The organism is Streptomyces sp. NRRL S-337 (assembly GCF_000720175.1).
GTDB lineage: Bacteria > Actinomycetota > Actinomycetes > Streptomycetales > Streptomycetaceae > Streptomyces > Streptomyces siderophoricus.
This window is the reverse complement of the sequence record NZ_JOIX01000018.1, coordinates 103,057-118,512: the sequence shown is the minus strand read 5'-3', so window position 1 is coordinate 118,512 and position 15,456 is coordinate 103,057. Positions and strand designations below refer to the sequence as shown.

Sequence of the window (15,456 nt, the reverse complement as noted above, 5' to 3'; positions counted from 1 at the left end):
GCCCCGCGCCGCACGGGGCGTGCAGCCGGCCCCCACCACACCCGACCGTGCCGCGAGTCTGCGAGGTGTGTCGGGCCGCCGAGGTTCACGATTGCGCCGGCGCTCTGTCCCCACTTCTCCGCGGGCGAGCCCACGCGGTGTCCAACATGCAGCCCGCACCAGGCCGGCTTCCCCAGCCACGACATCGACAACTGCCTTACGTATAAGGGGTATTGGTAGCCCATCATTCCTCCGTCCTCGCGTGATCACGAGGCTACGGAGTGCTGGCTCGCCGGGAGTCAACCGAGCAACTGAACCTCGGCATCAACCCGTGGCATGACATGCGGCCGAGAGATCAACCCGTGCGGCGACGCTGCGGCAAGGCGCGATTTTGAAAAATATCGGCATGAGCAAATCTCTCCAGCAGCGGCTGCGCGGGTGGATCGCGTCGCCCTCATACCCCTGGATCACCGGCGGAGCGCTGACGGCGTTCGCTGCCGCGGAACTGGTGGTGGTACCGCGGCACTCGCTGGTGATCGCGCTCGCGGTGCTGACGTCCGCCGCGGCACTGGGCTGGCGCCGTTCGTACCCGGCCATCGCGGTGCTCGCGGTAGTAGGGGTCCAGGTCAGCTTCGCGGCCGGCAGCGACCTCTATATCGCGGCCGCCGTGAGCGGGCTGATCGGCTGCTACACCCTCGGGCGTCGCAGAGTTGCCCACCCCGTGGTCGTTGTCGTCGCCGGCTCGGTTCTCTCACTCATCGTGAACCAGTGGCACATTGCGACATGGGGTTGGCCCGCCTACTCCCCCAGTCTCTACGCCGAGTGGTTCGTACTGACCGTGGCGATCCTCGCGGCGGTGTCGATGGGTGATGCGGTGCGTGCACGGGAGGAAACGCGTCGGGAGCGCGCCGCGGCACAGGCCCGGTTGATCGAGATGGAGCGGCAGCAGGCCGCCGATGCCGAGCGGGCGGCGATCGCACGCGAACTCCACGATGTCATCTCGCACTCGGTCTCGATGATCGCGGTCCAGGCCGAGAGCGCCACCTACACCACGCCAGGTCTCTCGCCGCAGGCCCGCGAGGGTTTTCAGCAGATCGCCGCCTCCGCCCGCTCTTCGATGACGGAGCTGCGCCGGCTGCTGGGCGCCCTGCGGACCGGGCCCGATGACAAGGCCGGCACGGCTCCCCAGCCGACCCTCGACGCACTGGACGACCTCATAACACAGCACCGCTCGGTGGGCGGTGAGGTCGAGCTGCGCATCAGCGGTGAACGCGTCGCGCTGCCCACCTCCTGGGAGCTGTCCGCATACCGCATCGTGCAGGAGGGGCTGACCAACGCGCGTCGACATGCTCCGGGGGCTCATACGGTGGTGGAGATCGGCTACTGCTCCGACCGGCTGGCGGTGCGCATCGCGGATGACGGACCAGGTCCGGTGGGTGCGGCCCACACCGGCCACGGGCTGGTCGGCATACAGGAGCGGGCGGCGCTGCTCGGCGGGAAGCTCACGGCCGGGCCCGGACCCGACGGCGGCTTTCTCATAGAAGCGGAAATCCCTTGGTGATCAGAGCAATCATCGCTGACGACCAGGCGGTCGTCCGCACCGCATTCGTCAATCTGCTGGGCACTCAGGACGACATCGAGGTGGTCGGTGAGGCCGAGGACGGGGTCCAGGCGGTGCGTGTCGCCGCGGAGCAGCGGCCCGACCTGGCACTGCTGGACATCCGCATGCCGCACAAGAACGGCATCGAGGCTGCTCGTGAGATCACCCGGGCGTCCGGCGGCACCACCAAAGCGCTGATGCTGACGACGTTCGGTCTCGACGAGTACGTCTATGACGCGCTCGCGGCCGGGGCCAGCGGCTTCCTGCTGAAGGATGCGACGTTCCCGGAGCTCCTCCATGCCGTAAGGGTGGTGGCGGAGGGGAATGCGCTTCTCGCGCCGGAACTGACGAAGCGGCTCATCGCGGCCTTCGTCAAGCAGCGCGCGGCACCGGTTCCCGTACGCACGGTCGAGGAGCTGACCGGCCGCGAGGTGGAGGTGCTCGTCCAGATCGCCCAGGGGCTTTCCAACGCGGAGATCGCCGAACGACTGACGATCACCGACCACACCGTCAAGACGCACATCAACCGGCTGTTCACCAAGATGGGTCTACGTGACCGCGCTCAAGCGGTCATCCTCGCCTACGAGTTGGGCCTGGTGGTCCCGCAGGGCCGCCGACCGGATTCCCTTCCCCTCGCATGACCGACAACCCCCCTGAACAAGGCACGACGACCACCTGAAGGAGCACTCCATGGCCAAGGCAGAGGCGCAAGCACAGGCACAGGCACAGTTGCAGCGCACCCGACAGTTAGTCCGCCGGGTTCGAAGCGTCCTGTCCCATAGCGTCCAGGACCACGACGTCCTGTGCGGTGAACGCGATCCCCACGCGCTCCCCCACCTCCGGCGCCTCGCGCAGGGCGCAGGCCGCCTCCAACCGCGGTCCACCAGAGGGCTGAAGCAGCAGGGCGACGTGGGTACCGCGGAAGGTGCGGGCCGCGACCCTACAGGGCAGGCCCTCGGGCGCGGGCATCAGCCGCACACCGGCCGGCCGTACGAGCAGCCGGCACGGTCCGTCCGGGGTCCCGTTCGGGATCGGCACCTTGCCCCACGGGGTGACGGCCGCCTCGCCCTGCACCGTCGCCTCGACCACATTGTCGAAGCCGAGGAAGCGGGCAACGAATTCAGAGGCCGGGCGCTGCCAGACCTCCAGCGGGGTGCCGGTCTGCGCGATCCGGCCCTCCTGCATCACCACGACCCGGTCGGCGAGCGCGAAGGCCTCACCCTGGTCGTGAGTGACGGCCAGTACGGTCGTCCCCAACTCCTGGAAAAGACGGCGAAGTTCGACGACCAGCCGTTCGCGAAGACCGCGGTCGAGCTGACCGAGCGGTTCGTCCAGCATCAGCAGGCGGGGGCGCGGGGCGAGCGCGCGGGCCAGTGCGACCCGCTGCTGTTCACCGCCGGACAGGGACGCCACGGCACGCCGCTCAGCGCCCGGAAGCCCGACGAGGTCGAGCAGTTCGGCGACCATACGCTCCCGGTCGGTACGCGCGGTGCGTCGCATCCGCAGCCCGAAGGCAACATTGCCCGCGACGTCCCGCTGTGGGAAAAGCTGGTGGTCCTGAAACATCAGGCCGACCCCGCGCCGGTGCGTGGCTACGCCCGCCTGATCCCGTCCCTCCAGCAGCACCCGACCCGCCTCGGCCTGCTGAAGACCGGCGACCACCCGCAGCAGGGTGGACTTGCCACTGCCGCTCGGGCCCAGGACGCACACGATTTCGTGCGCGGCGACATCCAGGTCCACCGAGTCCAGGGCGGGGCGATCGGCGGCGCCGAAGCGTACGGTCACTCCGTCCAGGCGCAGCAGGTCTGGCGCAGTGGACTCGGCCCGTGCCGTCATCTAGAACTCCCCGGGGTGGTTGATGCGGATGCGCTCCAGGATCAGCAGGGCGCCGGCGCAGACCACCATCAGGATGGTCGACAGGGCCATCGCCTGCCCGTAGTTGAGCTCTCCGGCCCGCCCCAGCAGCCGTGCCACAGCCACCGGAAGCGTCGGGTGGTCCGGCCGTGCGATGAAAACCGTCGCACCGAATTCGCCGAGCGACACGGCGAAGGCGAACCCTGCGGCGATCAGCACGGCCCGCCGCACCATCGGAAGATCGACCTCGCGCCATACCCGCCATGGCGAGGCACCGAGGACGGCGGCGGCCTCGCGCAGTCGCCCGTCGACCGCCTTCAGGACGGGCAGCATCGTCCGGACCACAAACGGCACCCCCACCAGCGCCTGGGCAAGCGGGACCAACCACCAGGAGGCACGCAGGTCCAGAGGCGGCTTGTCGAGGGTGATCAGAAAGCCGAAGCCGACGGTCACCGCGGAGACACCGAGGGGCAGCATCAAGAGGGCGTCGAAGCCCCGGACGAACCGGTTGACCACAGGTGTTCGCCCCGACGGGCTCCTGCGGAGCCGAGGCAAGGTCAGGGCGGCGGCCGCCAGTCCGCCGATCACCAAGGCGATCAACGTGGCCGCGGCTCCGTAGGCGAGGGAATTCCACAGGGCGTCGAGCGGCGCGACGGCGAAGGTGCTGTCGGCGGACGCGGCGGAGCGCAGGGAGTCGTAGAAGATCGTCCCGTAGCCGTCAGGGCCGGCGAACGACCGCTCGACGAGCACGATGAGCGGGCCGACGAGCAGCACGGTGATGATCAGGAGGTTGCCCCACAGGAGCGCCCATTGGCCGCGGCCGCGCGGTCGACGGGTGGCTTGCGAGGCATCCACGAGCCGGAGTGCGGTTTCCCGCCGGCGCACCGTCCAGGCGTGCAGCCCGAGAACGCCCAGTACGGCCGCGAACTGGATCATGGTGAGAACCGCGGCTGTCGGCAGATCCAGGAAGTCCGCGGTCTGCCGGTAGATCTCCACCTCCAGCGTCGAGAAGGTCGGGCCTCCCAGGATCTGGACCACGCCGAAGGAGGTGAAGGTGAAGAGGAAAACCATCAGTGCGGCCGCCGCGACGGCCGGCCCCAGGGCGGGCAGCGTCACCTTGCGCCAGGCCGCGAACCGCCCGGCGCCCAGTACCCGCGCGGCCTCTTCCTGACGCGGATCGAGTTGCCCCCACAGCCCGCCGACGGTCCGTACGACCACGGCGTAGTTGAAGAAGACGTGCGCGAGCAGGATCGCCCACACCGAGGTGTCCAGGCGCAGGCCCCAGAGTTCGTCCAGCAGCCCTCCACGGCCGACGAGGGCCAGGAAGGCGGAGCCGACGACGACGGTCGGCAGCACGAACGGCACCGCCACCACCGCACGCAGCAGTTGTTTGCCGGGGAAGTCGAAACGTGCGAAGACGTAAGCGCCGGGCAGTGCGATGAGCAGCGTCAGGCCGGTGGAGGCCGCTGCCTGCCAGACGGTGAACCACAGCACATGGACGATGTCCGGGTCGGTCAGTACGGCTCCGAGCCGGCCGAGCTGCCACTGTCCGCCGTCCTTCAGTCCCCGTCCGACGATCGCGGCCACCGGATAGGCGAAGAACAGCGCGAAGAAGGCGAGCGGCACCGCCATCAGGCCGAGCCGCATCGCCGTTCCCCGCGCGGGGCGCGTGCGCCGCCGGGTGTGGACTACTTCAGAACGAGCGAGGACCACTGCTTGATCCACTGTTCACGGTTCTTGGTGATCGTCTCCGGCGGCAGTGTCGTCGGCTTGTCGATCTTGGTGCCGTACTTGGTGAACAGCGTGGGCACCTTGGCGTCCTTACGCGCCGGGTTGACGAACATATTCAGCGGTTCGTCCTCCTGGAACTTCTTGCTCAGGAGGAAGTCCAGGAGCGCCTTGCCGCCCTTCTCGTTCTTCGCGCCCTTGAGCAGACCACCGAATTCGATCTGCCGGAAGCAGGTACCGGTCGCCACCCCGGTCGGGGCCTCCTTGGGAGCGGGCTTCTTACCGAGGACCTCGGCCGGCGGGCTGGAGGCGTAGGAGACGACCAGCGGCTTGTCGCCCTTGCCCGCGCCTGCGGCGGAGCCCGAGAAGCGATCGTTGTACGCCTGCTCCCAGCCGTCGACGACCTCGACGCCGTTGGCCTTGAGCTTCTTCCAGTAGTTCTGCCAGCCGGCGTTCCCGTACTTGGCGATGGTGGCGAGCTGGAAGGCGAGCCCCGGAGAGGAGGTGGCGGAGTTCTCCGTGACGAGCAGGTTCTTGTACTGCGGCTTGGTCAGATCGTCGAGGGTGGTCGGCGGCGCGAGCTTGTGCTTGGTGAAGTAGGCGCGGTCGTAGTTGACGCAGATGTCGCCGTAGTCGAGCGGGGTGACCCGGTGCCGTCCCTTGTCGAGCTGCAGGGCGGCCGGGACGTTGTCCAGACCCTTGGCCTTGTAGGGGGTGAACAACCCCGCGTTCAGTCCCCGCGAAAGGAGGGTGTTGTCGATTCCGAAGAAGACATCGCCCTGGGGGTTGTCCTTGGACAGGATCGCCTGGTTGACGGCCTTGCCGGCATCCCCGCCCTTGACGAAGTTGACCTTGTAGCCGCTCTCCTTCTCGAAGGCGGCCAGGACGGATTTGGAGACAGCGAACGAATCATGGCTGACGAGCGTGACGGTCTTGTCGTCCGCACTCGCGCCGCCCGAGCCGCCGCATGCGGCAAGCGTGGTCATACCGACCGCGGCGGCGAGCGCTGCCGCGGTGATCCTGCTGGTGGTGCTCACTGATTTCCTCCTGGCTGGCCAGGAAGAGACGCGGCCCCGCCCGGTGTCCTCGGCTCTCGACGTCGGGGGACGTACGGAGGGGACTCAGGGCGGGGCGCAACAGCATGAGTGACGACCGAACTTCCTACCCGGAATGACCCGGGCGAGGTTCAAGGGTCTGCGGGCACCGTATGGCTACGACGCTTCCGCACTCTCAGCGCTGTGGCGCTCCCCTGTCGGAATGTGCATTTGTTCGATCACACAGTACCAGCGGACGGTCAGCGTTCCGAGGCCGCGAGCTGCCCGCAGGCGCCGTCGATCTCCTGGCCGCGGGTGTCCCGGACGGTCACCGGAACCCCGTGCGCCTCAATGGCCTGGACGAACGCCCGCTCGTCCTCGGGACGCGAGGCGGTCCACTTCGACCCGGGCGTCGGGTTGAGCGGAATGAGGTTCACATGGACCCGCTTGCCCTTGAGCAGCCGTCCGAGCAGGTCACCGCGCCATGCCTGGTCGTTGATGTCGCGGATCAGGGCGTACTCGATCGAGATCCGGCGGCCGGACTTCTCGGCGTACTCCCACGCCGCGTCCAGCACCTCGCGGACCTTCCAGCGCGTGTTGACGGGGACGAGCGTGTCGCGCAGCTCGTCGTCCGGGGCGTGCAGCGAGACGGCGAGGCGGCACTTGAAGCCCTCGTCGGCGAACCGCAGCATCGCCGGGACCAGGCCGACCGTGGAAACGGTGATGCCGCGCTGGGAGAGGCCCAGTCCGTCGGGCTCCGGGTCGGTCAGCCGGCGGATGGCGCCGACTACCCTCTTGTAGTTGGCCAGGGGCTCGCCCATGCCCATGAAGACGATGTTGGAAAGCCGCGCCGGGCCGCCCGGCACCTCACCGTCGCGCAGTGCCCGCATCCCGTCGACGATCTGGTGCACGATCTCCGCGGTCGAGAGATTACGGTCCAGCCCGGCCTGGCCGGTCGCGCAGAACGGACAGTTCATCCCGCACCCGGCCTGCGAGGAGATGCACATGGTGACCCGGTCCGGGTAACGCATCAGGACGGACTCGACGAGCGTGCCGTCGTGCAGCTTCCACAGCGTCTTGCGGGTGGTGTCCTCGTCGCAGGAGATGTGCCGTACGACCGTCATCAGGTCCGGCAGCAGCTCGCTCGCCAGCTTCTCGCGGGCCGCCGCCGGGATGTCGGTCCACTGCGCCGGATCGTGCGCGTAACGGGCGAAATAGTGCTGCGACAGCTGCTTGGCGCGGAACGGCTTCTCACCGATCGCGGCCACCGCCTCGCGGCGCTCGACGGGGCTGAGGTCGGCAAGGTGCCGCGGGGGCTTCTTGGCTCCGCGCGGCGCGACGAAAGTGAGTTCTCCGGGTGCAGGCATGGTCCGTCCAGTGTCGCAGATCGTCTTGGGAGGCCCAGGTGCGATAGGCGACGAGCCGGTCACCCTCAGTCGTCACGTGGTCATGTCGCCATCCGGCGTCGTTTGCGGCGTCGTTGTCGTGGGTCGATTTGGCACGGCCCGCGGACTGTCGACGATGGCCGGCCGCTACGCCGACGGCTGGCTACTTCGGCGGGCGGTGGAATGCTTCCCCGATGATCGCGATGATTGTGTCGACCCGTTTCAGTCGATGATTCCGCCGACCCGACGCAAGACCCAACGGCGCGACGGATGGGTGTCGCAGGTGAACTGGACGAGCGTGACGTTGTTGTCGGTGGAGACACCGCCCGCAACCGTCATGCACTTGCCGGTCTGCGCGTTGACGAGCTGGAACGAATTGCCGTTCTGGTTGGTGATAATCCAGCGGCGTGAAGGGTGCGTATCGCAGTTGAACTGGACGAGCTCGACGTTGTTGTCGGTGGAGACACCGCCGGCGACGGTCGCGCACTTGCGGGTCTGTTCGTTGACGATTTGATTGGACCGGCCGTTGCTGTTGGTGACGATCCAGCGGCGCGAGGGATGCGAATCGCAATTGAACTGGACGAGCCTGACGTTGTTGTCCGTGGAGACACCGCCCGCAACCGTCGCGCACTTACCGGTCTGCGCGTTGACGAGCTGGAAGGTTCCCGATATCTGCGCCGGGGCACTGTCCGTAGCCGACTGTGCGACCGCGCCGTCAGGAAAGAGCATGACGCCCCCGGCTACAAGAACTGTCGATGCCGTCAAAAGGCGGCGCGTCCGGTTGTTTTTGCGCATAGGAGTGCCCCTCTCGTAGTTTCTGCGAGGAATGAGAAGGAAATACGTTGACTCGTCCGCAAGCCCTCTTTCCGGGGCTTCTGCGAAACGAACTCCGGTGCCGCGTCGACGGCTGACAGTGGGCCACCGATGGAGGCGCCGCAGCCCTTACCACCATCGAAGCACGCCTCGCACAGATCGGCAGCCGGTAAAGGGTGGAACCCGCCCCGATGCGCTGCGCCCCTTCCGTCTTTTGACGAGGAGGCCGTCACGGCTCAGCTCAGCCGGACGGCTTGCTGGCTGACCTACGGCGCGCCGGTCCGTCCACTCCGACCCCGGCGGACGCGTACCGCAGCATTGAGGAGTGAGTGCGCCACACGTTCCGCGTCTTCGGGTGTCAGCACAATCTCTTGAGTCCAGAGCACAGCCAGGCGAACCGTGCCGTCGAGCGCATTTGTCGCTACGTCTATCTCAACGCCGTTGCCGGAGACATCGGTAACGTTCAGGGCCAGGTCACTGCTGAAAGCACTCATGAGCAAAGGGTGCCTGAACCGCACGCCTCCCTTGGCGCGTCCCTTCCCGCACCGCGCCCCTTCCCTTCCCGCACCCCTTCCCTCAAGTGGGGTGGCCGATCCCGCAACGAGCCATGCCGGTAGGTAACTCGTTGCCGTTGGGGCCGACTTGTCGTCCGGCACGAAGGGGCCACGAAGGGGCGCTTTCGCCGATAAACGACCTCACCCGGAACGATGTCGAGGACCCGAACGATCGGCTCTGGCGCCAAGCCCTCCCCACCCCCACCTCCTGCCCCTACCCCTCCCCCGCCAAGTCCCCCAGGTGGGCCGCCAGTACGGCGGTGCACATCTGGGGGCTCAGGACGTCGGGATTGCGGACGGCACCGAGGCCCAGGCCGTCGAGGAGGGCGGTCAGGCGCTCGGTCTCGATGTCCAGGTCACGGCCCGGGCGCAGGGTGCCGGACTCGTCGAGGCGGGTCAGGACGCGGCGGACCAGTCGTCGGGCGCCGGCTGCGGCCTGGTCGGAGAGGTCCTTGAAGGCCGGGTTGGTGCGGGCCGCCGCGTTGAAGTCGAGGAAGACGGTGACCTCCGCGCGGCGGCGTTCGTCGAGCGGAAGGAGTTCGGCCAGCAGACCGGCGGCAAGTCGGAGGCGTTCCGCGGGGGGATGCCGGCTCAGCTCTCCGATGTGCTCGACGTGGCGGAGCAACCGGTCGGTGAGGCCGTCGAGCATCGACTGCATGGCGAAGTCCATCAGTTCCTGCTGGCTGGCGAAGTAGTGGCGTAGGGAGCCGATGTTGAGTCCGGCCTCGCCGGCGACGGCGCGCAGCGAAGTGCGCTGCAGACCGTCCCGTACGACGACTCGGAACAGGGCGTCGACGACCTCGCGGCGGCGGGCGTCCGGATCCACGACCTTGGGCATGACCCCTTTCTACCACGCTGTATCACGGTCGTGATAAATTGTTTTGTGTCACGCCTGTGATAGAAAACGGGAGGCTCCGGTGGCGACGTATCTCAACCTCATGCTCATCAGGTTCGGCGTGATCGCGGGCGGCATCGTGGTGCTCGCCCTGTTGGTCTTCGGGGTGGCCGTGTTCCTCAAGCGCAGGGGCCGGCTCGACGAGGCGCGCCGCTATGCCGACCCCGCTCTACGGGCCGCACTGCGCATGGCGGCCCGGCGGCTTGAGGACGGGGCCGGCCGGACCCGACGGCGGGACGGCCGACGGTGACCGGGTTCCTCCCCATGGCGCCTGACCTCGACCTGGACGCGTCCCATCGCTACCTGGCGGCGTCCGATCTCGCCCACCATCTGCTGATGGATTTCGCCCTCAAGATCCTCATCGTCGTCGTGGCCCTGGTGGTGCTCGGGCTGGGCATGACGGTGATCTGGAGGCGAGTCGGACGAGTCGGCCGGCCGGACGAACGGCAGCGGAAGTTTGACGAGTGAGGGGAGGGGGCCGGGAAGAGGCGGGACGTTCCGGTGCTTTCTTCCCTGCGGGGCAGTCGCACACGTATCACCACTCAGTGCGCCGAGGCCTGGCAACCAGTCCCGGTACGGCATCCCACCCACGGCAGTAGCCAACCATCCGGCACCTGGCCCCGGCCCCTGACCCGCCTCCGCCCGCCATCCATCCGCACGCTCCCACCCTCCACGCAAAAGCCCCCCGCCAGCGCATTGCGCTGGCAGGGGGCTCCGGCCTGTTCTCGTCGGCTCGGGAAACGGGCGCGGCTCGGGAGCCGGGCGGTGCCGTCGGGCTCAGCCCGCTCCGACGAAGACCACGAAGAGCAGCCACACGATGGGCGCCGTCGGCAGGAGGGAGTCCAGGCGGTCCATGATGCCGCCGTGCCCGGGGAGCAAGGTGCCCATGTCCTTGATGCCCAGGTCCCGCTTGATCATGGATTCGCCGAGGTCACCGAGGGTGGCGCTGGCCGCGACCGCAAGGCCGAGCAGCAGGCCCTGCCACCACGCGCCGTGCTTGATCAGCAATTCCATGCACAGCGCGCCGGCGGCCATCGCGAAGAGCAGTGCGCCGACGAGTCCCTCGCGGGTCTTGCCCGGGCTGATGCGCGGGGCGAGCTTGTGCTTGCCGAACCGCCAGCCGACCGCGTACGCGCCGGTGTCGCTGACGACGGTGAGCAGCAGGAATGTCAGCACACGTTGCGGTCCGTCGTCGGCCGCGAGCATCAGCGCCACGAACGTCGCGAGGAACGGCACGTAGAACGCCGCGAAGACTCCGGCGGTGACGTCCCGCAGATAGTTCTCGGGCGCCTCGGTCATCCGCCACACGAGGACGGCGAGCGCGGTGAGCGCCATCGCCACCCAGGCACCCTCGGCTCCGCGTACGTAACCGGCGACGACCATGGCGGTGCCGCCGACCGCGAGCGGAACGAGCGGCACCCTGATGTCCTTGCGTTCCGCCAGCCGCGAGGTCAGCTCCCACAGCCCGACGACGACGGCGATCGCGATCACGCCGATGAAGACCGGCTTGTAGACGAAGAGCGAGGCCAGGATGACCGCGCCGAGACCGACACCGACCCCTATCGCGGCGCGCAGATTGCGCCCCGCGCTCTTCTTCTTCGGCTTCTCTGAGTCCGGCGAACGGTCGGACCCGGGAACGGAGGTGGGCATGGGCTCCTGCGGCTGGTCGTCGCGGAACAGGGGGCCGCTCCGTGGAGCAGCCCCCCGGTCGTCCGGGTGATCCCGGTTATCCCGGATGTGCCGATGTTCCCGGTGGTCCCGGTCGTCGTCCTGGTGTCCGCCTGGCTCGGGCACGATGGGCATGGGCCGAGTCTGCGCCGCATCGCCCCAGTCGTGCACGGGACCCGCCGGGGCGGTCGGCGCCACCCCGCGAAGCGAGGAGGCCGGTCCGTATTCGGGCGGTCCCCATTGACCGGCGCCGGGCGGGGCCCCCCAGGATGACTCGTTCATCAGACCTCGAGGAGCTCGGATTCCTTGTGCTTGAGCAGCTCGTCCACCTGCGCGACGTACTTCGCGGTGGTGTCGTCGAGCTCCTTCTCGGCGCGGCGCACCTCGTCCTCGCCGCTCTCCTTGTCCTTGACCAGCTTGTCCAGGGACTCCTTGGCCTTGCGGCGGACGCTGCGGATCGAGATCTTCGCGTCCTCGCCCTTGTTCTTGGCGACCTTGATGAACTCCTTGCGGCGTTCCTCGGTCAGCTCGGGGAAGGTCACCCGGATGATGTTGCCGTCGTTGCTCGGGTTGACGCCGAGGTCGGAGTCGCGGATCGCCTGCTCGATGTTGCGCAGCGCGCTCTTGTCGAACGGGGTCACGACGGCCATCCGCGGTTCGGGAACCGAGAACGACGCCAGCTGGTTGATGGGCGTCATGGCGCCGTAGTAGTCCGCCACGATCTTGTTGAACATCGCCGGGTGCGCACGCCCGGTGCGGATCGCGGCGAAGTCCTCCTTGGCGACCACGACGGCCTTCTCCATCTTCTCCTCGGCTTCGAGGAGGATCTCTTCGATCACCACTTGCTCCTGGTCTTTTCGGTAAGAAGCAGAGCCTCGCCCCTGCCGCGCGTCTACTCCTGCACGGTGTCCGACCGGCAGGCGGTTGTCCATCCCCGTACCGAGGTCTTACCCCGGCCGGTGGTTGCCGCCCGTACGGGCCGATGCCCGTACGGAAAGGCGGCAGTTGGGGCCGTCAGGCCCGGGTGTCCTGATCGCTGACGAGCGTGCCGATCTTCTCACCCTTCACCGCACGCGCGATGTTGCCCTCGGCGAGCAGTTCGAACACGAGGATCGGGAGCTTGTTGTCGCGGCACAGCGTGATGGCGGTGGCGTCCGCGACCTTCAGGTCACGGGTGATGACCTCACCGTATTCGAGGGCGTCGAACTTGACCGCGTCCGGGTTGACCTTGGGGTCGGAGTCGTAGACCCCGTCCACGCCGTTCTTGCCCATCAGCATGGCCTCGGCGTCGATCTCCAGGGCGCGCTGGGCGGCGGTGGTGTCGGTGGAGAAGTACGGCATGCCCATGCCGGCGCCGAAGATGACGACCCGGCCCTTCTCCAGGTGGCGCACCGCGCGCAGCGGAATGTAGGGCTCGGCGACCTGGCCCATGGTGATCGCGGTCTGGACGCGGGAGTCGATGCCCTCCTTCTCCAGGAAGTCCTGGAGGGCCAGGCAGTTCATCACCGTGCCGAGCATGCCCATGTAGTCGGACCGGGCCCGGTCCATGCCGCGCTGCTGGAGTTCGGCACCGCGGAAGAAGTTGCCGCCGCCGATCACGATGGCGATCTCGTAGCCGTCGCGCACCACGGCGGCGATCTCGCGGGCCATCGCGTGCACGACGTCGGGGTCGACGCCCAGTCCGCCGCCGCCGGCGAACGCCTCGCCGGAAAGCTTCAGCAGGAAGCGCCGCCTGCTGTCCTTGGCGGCATGGTCTGCGTGCGCGCCGTCGGCACCGTGATTCATTGAGCTCTCCTCGTGCACATACGAAGAAGGCCATTGCCGTGGGTCTGGTCCAGATCCCTGTGCGGCAATGGCCTCCTCGTCACATCTGCGGCCGGCCGGTGAGCGGCCGACTGCGTACGACCCTAGCGGGGTCGTAGGTCATTCGCTGCCTTGCGGCAGGCTCTCAGATGCCGACCTTGATGCGCGAGAAGCGCTTCAGGCTGACACCGGCCTCCTGGAGGACCTTCTCGACGGACTTCTTGTTGTCGAGCGCGTACGGCTGGCCGAGCAGCGTCGCGTCCTTGAAGAAGCCGTTGAGGCGACCCTCGACGATCTTCGGAAGGGCGGCCTCGGGCTTGCCCTCCTGGCGGGTGGTCTCCTCGGCGACGCGACGCTCGGCCTCGACGACCTCGGCCGGAACGTCCTCGCGGGCGAGGTACTTCGGCGCGAAGGCGGCGATGTGCTGGGCGACACCCTTGGCGACCTCGGCGTTCTCCTTGTCGAGCTCGACGAGGACACCGATCTGCGGCGGCAGGTCAGGCATGGTGCGGTGCATGTACGCCGTCACGTAGCCGCCGGAGAACTGCGCGAAGCGGTCCAGGACGATCTTCTCGCCCAGGTTGGCGTTGGCCTCGTCGACGAACGCCTGGACCGTCTTGCCGGCCTCGATCTCGGAGGCGAGCAGGGCCTCGACGTCGGCCGGGGAGGTCTTCGCGACGTGCTCGGCGATCGCCTTGGCGACGGCCTGGAACTTCTCGCCCTTGGCGACGAAGTCCGTCTCGCACTTGAGCTCGACGATGACGCCGGAGGTGTTGTCGTCCGCGATCAGGGAGACCACCGCGCCGTTCTCGGCGGAGCGGCCCTCGCGCTTGGCGACGCCCTTCTGGCCCTTGATGCGCAGCGCCTCGACGGCCTTGTCGACGTTGCCCTCGGCCTCGTCCAGGGCCTTCTTGCAGTCCATCATGCCGGCGCCGGTGAGCTCGCGGAGCTTCTTGACGTCGGCGGCGGTGTAGTTCGCCATGGTCTGTGAATCTCTTCTCGAAATCTCGAAGTCGAAAGATCTACGGGTGGACGGCGGGGGCGGCGCTCGTGGCGCACTCCCCCGCCGTCGTCAACCGGTCCTGAGGTCAGGCCTGCTCGGCGTCCGCAGCCGGCTTCTCGGCCTCGGCGGCCGGGGCCTCGGCGGCCGGAGCTTCGGCGGCCGGAGCCTCGGCGGGCTTCTCCGCCTCGTCGGCCTTCTTCTCGCCCTCGAGCAGGTCGCGCTCCCACTCGGCCAGCGGCTCGGCGGCAGCCTTGTCGCCGGGCTTCTGGTCGCCGGTGGCGGCGCCGGAGCGGGCGATGAGGCCCTCGGCGACGGCGTCGGCGATCACGCGGGTGAGCAGGGTGACGGAGCGGATCGCGTCGTCGTTGCCCGGGATCTTGTAGTCGACCTCGTCCGGGTCGCAGTTGGTGTCGAGGATCGCGACGACCGGGATGTTGAGCTTGCGCGCCTCGCCGACGGCGATGTGCTCCTTCTTGGTGTCCACGATCCAGACGGCGCTGGGCACCTTCTGCATCTCGCGGATACCGCCCAGGGTCTTCTCCAGCTTGGCCTTCTCACGGGAGAGGACCAGGAGCTCCTTCTTGGTGAGGCCGGACGCGGCCACATCCTCGAAGTCGATCTGCTCGAGCTCCTTGAGGCGCTGCAGGCGCTTGTAGACGGTCGAGAAGTTGGTCAGCATGCCGCCGAGCCAGCGCTGGTTCACGTAGGGCATGCCCACGCGGGTCGCCTGCTCAGCAATGGCCTCCTGGGCCTGCTTCTTCGTACCGACGAACATGACGGAGCCGCCGTGGGCGACGGTCTCCTTGACGAACTCGTAGGCGCGGTCGATGTACGACAGCGACTGGAGCAGGTCGATGATGTAGATGCCGTTGCGCTCGGTGAAGATGAAGCGCTTCATCTTCGGGTTCCAGCGGCGGGTCTGGTGCCCGAAGTGGACGCCGCTCTCCAGCAGCTCCCGCATCGTGACGACGGCCATGGCCGTACTCCTCGTAGTTCTCGGTTCCACTGCGACCGGTCGGCCGCAGTGCCTGACGCCCCGACGCGCCTGCCGGGGAAGACACCTTGCGGAGCCGTCCAAGGACCGAGGAGCGCGGCCGTCGTGCTGCCCGAAAGGGACTGCTGCACTGACGGCGGGGCGTG

15 protein-coding genes and 1 riboswitch are annotated in these 15,456 nt (G+C 68.1%); of the genes, 4 read left to right on the top strand and 11 right to left on the bottom strand.

Going from position 1 to position 15,456, the window contains the following annotated elements; translation table 11 throughout:
• Positions 1–385: 385 nt before the first annotated feature.
• Positions 386–1,540, top strand: a complete 1,155-nt coding sequence (locus IG62_RS0116100; protein ID WP_030802475.1) for a sensor histidine kinase — start codon at positions 386–388, stop codon at positions 1,538–1,540.
• Positions 1,534–2,220: a response regulator gene (locus IG62_RS0116095; protein WP_030802474.1), complete on the top strand. Its 687-nt coding sequence runs from the start codon at positions 1,534–1,536 to the stop codon at positions 2,218–2,220. The genes IG62_RS0116100 and IG62_RS0116095 overlap by 7 nt, the downstream gene beginning before the upstream one ends.
• Before the next feature lie 106 nt (positions 2,221–2,326).
• Here IG62_RS0116095 and IG62_RS0116090 read toward each other — a convergent pair whose 3' ends face one another.
• The 6 genes from IG62_RS0116090 to IG62_RS0116065 all read right to left on the bottom strand — a co-directional run bounded on the left by IG62_RS0116090 (position 2,327) and on the right by IG62_RS0116065 (position 9,785).
• Positions 2,327–3,415, bottom strand: coding sequence for an ABC transporter ATP-binding protein (locus IG62_RS0116090; RefSeq protein WP_030802473.1), 1,089 nt, complete (start codon positions 3,413–3,415; stop codon positions 2,327–2,329).
• Positions 3,416–5,080: an ABC transporter permease gene (locus IG62_RS0116085; protein WP_030802471.1), complete on the bottom strand. Its 1,665-nt coding sequence runs from the start codon at positions 5,078–5,080 to the stop codon at positions 3,416–3,418.
• Between the two features lie 41 nt (positions 5,081–5,121).
• The gene (locus IG62_RS0116080; protein ID WP_030802469.1) at positions 5,122–6,198 is read right to left on the bottom strand and encodes a thiamine ABC transporter substrate-binding protein; all 1,077 of its coding nucleotides are present in this window, start codon (positions 6,196–6,198) and stop codon (positions 5,122–5,124) included.
• A 103-nt stretch (positions 6,199–6,301) separates the two neighbouring features.
• Positions 6,302–6,422, bottom strand: a riboswitch (TPP riboswitch).
• 33 nt (positions 6,423–6,455) lie between these two features.
• Positions 6,456–7,562, bottom strand: coding sequence for a 23S rRNA (adenine(2503)-C(2))-methyltransferase RlmN (rlmN, locus tag IG62_RS0116075; RefSeq protein ID WP_030802467.1), 1,107 nt, complete (start codon positions 7,560–7,562; stop codon positions 6,456–6,458).
• 240 nt (positions 7,563–7,802) lie between these two features.
• A complete protein-coding gene (locus tag IG62_RS0116070) occupies positions 7,803–8,375 on the bottom strand; it encodes an RICIN domain-containing protein (protein WP_030802465.1) in 573 nt (190 codons plus the stop codon).
• 786 nt (positions 8,376–9,161) lie between these two features.
• A complete protein-coding gene (locus IG62_RS0116065; protein WP_030802463.1) occupies positions 9,162–9,785 on the bottom strand; it encodes a TetR/AcrR family transcriptional regulator in 624 nt (207 codons plus the stop codon).
• 79 nt (positions 9,786–9,864) lie between these two features.
• Here IG62_RS0116065 and IG62_RS0116060 point away from each other — a divergent pair, with 79 nt between their 5' ends.
• Together IG62_RS0116060 and IG62_RS41940 are read left to right on the top strand one after the other, a co-directional pair.
• Positions 9,865–10,092: a hypothetical protein gene (locus IG62_RS0116060; RefSeq protein ID WP_030802462.1), complete on the top strand. Its 228-nt coding sequence runs from the start codon at positions 9,865–9,867 to the stop codon at positions 10,090–10,092.
• A 14-nt stretch (positions 10,093–10,106) separates the two neighbouring features.
• Complete coding sequence (locus tag IG62_RS41940; protein WP_051798140.1) at positions 10,107–10,310, top strand: hypothetical protein; 204 nt, start codon at positions 10,107–10,109, stop codon at positions 10,308–10,310.
• Positions 10,311–10,619: 309 nt separating this feature from the next.
• On the opposite strand, the gene IG62_RS41935 is transcribed toward IG62_RS41940, so the two are convergent.
• From IG62_RS41935 to rpsB, 5 genes are all read right to left on the bottom strand, one after another.
• Positions 10,620–11,792: a phosphatidate cytidylyltransferase gene (locus IG62_RS41935; protein WP_030802460.1), complete on the bottom strand. Its 1,173-nt coding sequence runs from the start codon at positions 11,790–11,792 to the stop codon at positions 10,620–10,622.
• A complete protein-coding gene (gene frr, locus IG62_RS0116045) occupies positions 11,792–12,349 on the bottom strand; it encodes a ribosome recycling factor (RefSeq protein ID WP_030413725.1) in 558 nt (185 codons plus the stop codon). The genes IG62_RS41935 and frr overlap by 1 nt, the downstream gene beginning before the upstream one ends.
• Positions 12,350–12,524: 175 nt before the next feature.
• Positions 12,525–13,295: a UMP kinase gene (gene pyrH, locus IG62_RS0116040; protein ID WP_030802458.1), complete on the bottom strand. Its 771-nt coding sequence runs from the start codon at positions 13,293–13,295 to the stop codon at positions 12,525–12,527.
• Positions 13,296–13,458: 163 nt separating this feature from the next.
• Positions 13,459–14,295: a translation elongation factor Ts gene (gene tsf, locus IG62_RS0116035; protein WP_030413723.1), complete on the bottom strand. Its 837-nt coding sequence runs from the start codon at positions 14,293–14,295 to the stop codon at positions 13,459–13,461.
• A gap of 106 nt (positions 14,296–14,401) precedes the next feature.
• A complete protein-coding gene (rpsB, locus tag IG62_RS0116030; protein ID WP_030802456.1) occupies positions 14,402–15,292 on the bottom strand; it encodes a 30S ribosomal protein S2 in 891 nt (296 codons plus the stop codon).
• Positions 15,293–15,456 lie beyond the last annotated feature (164 nt).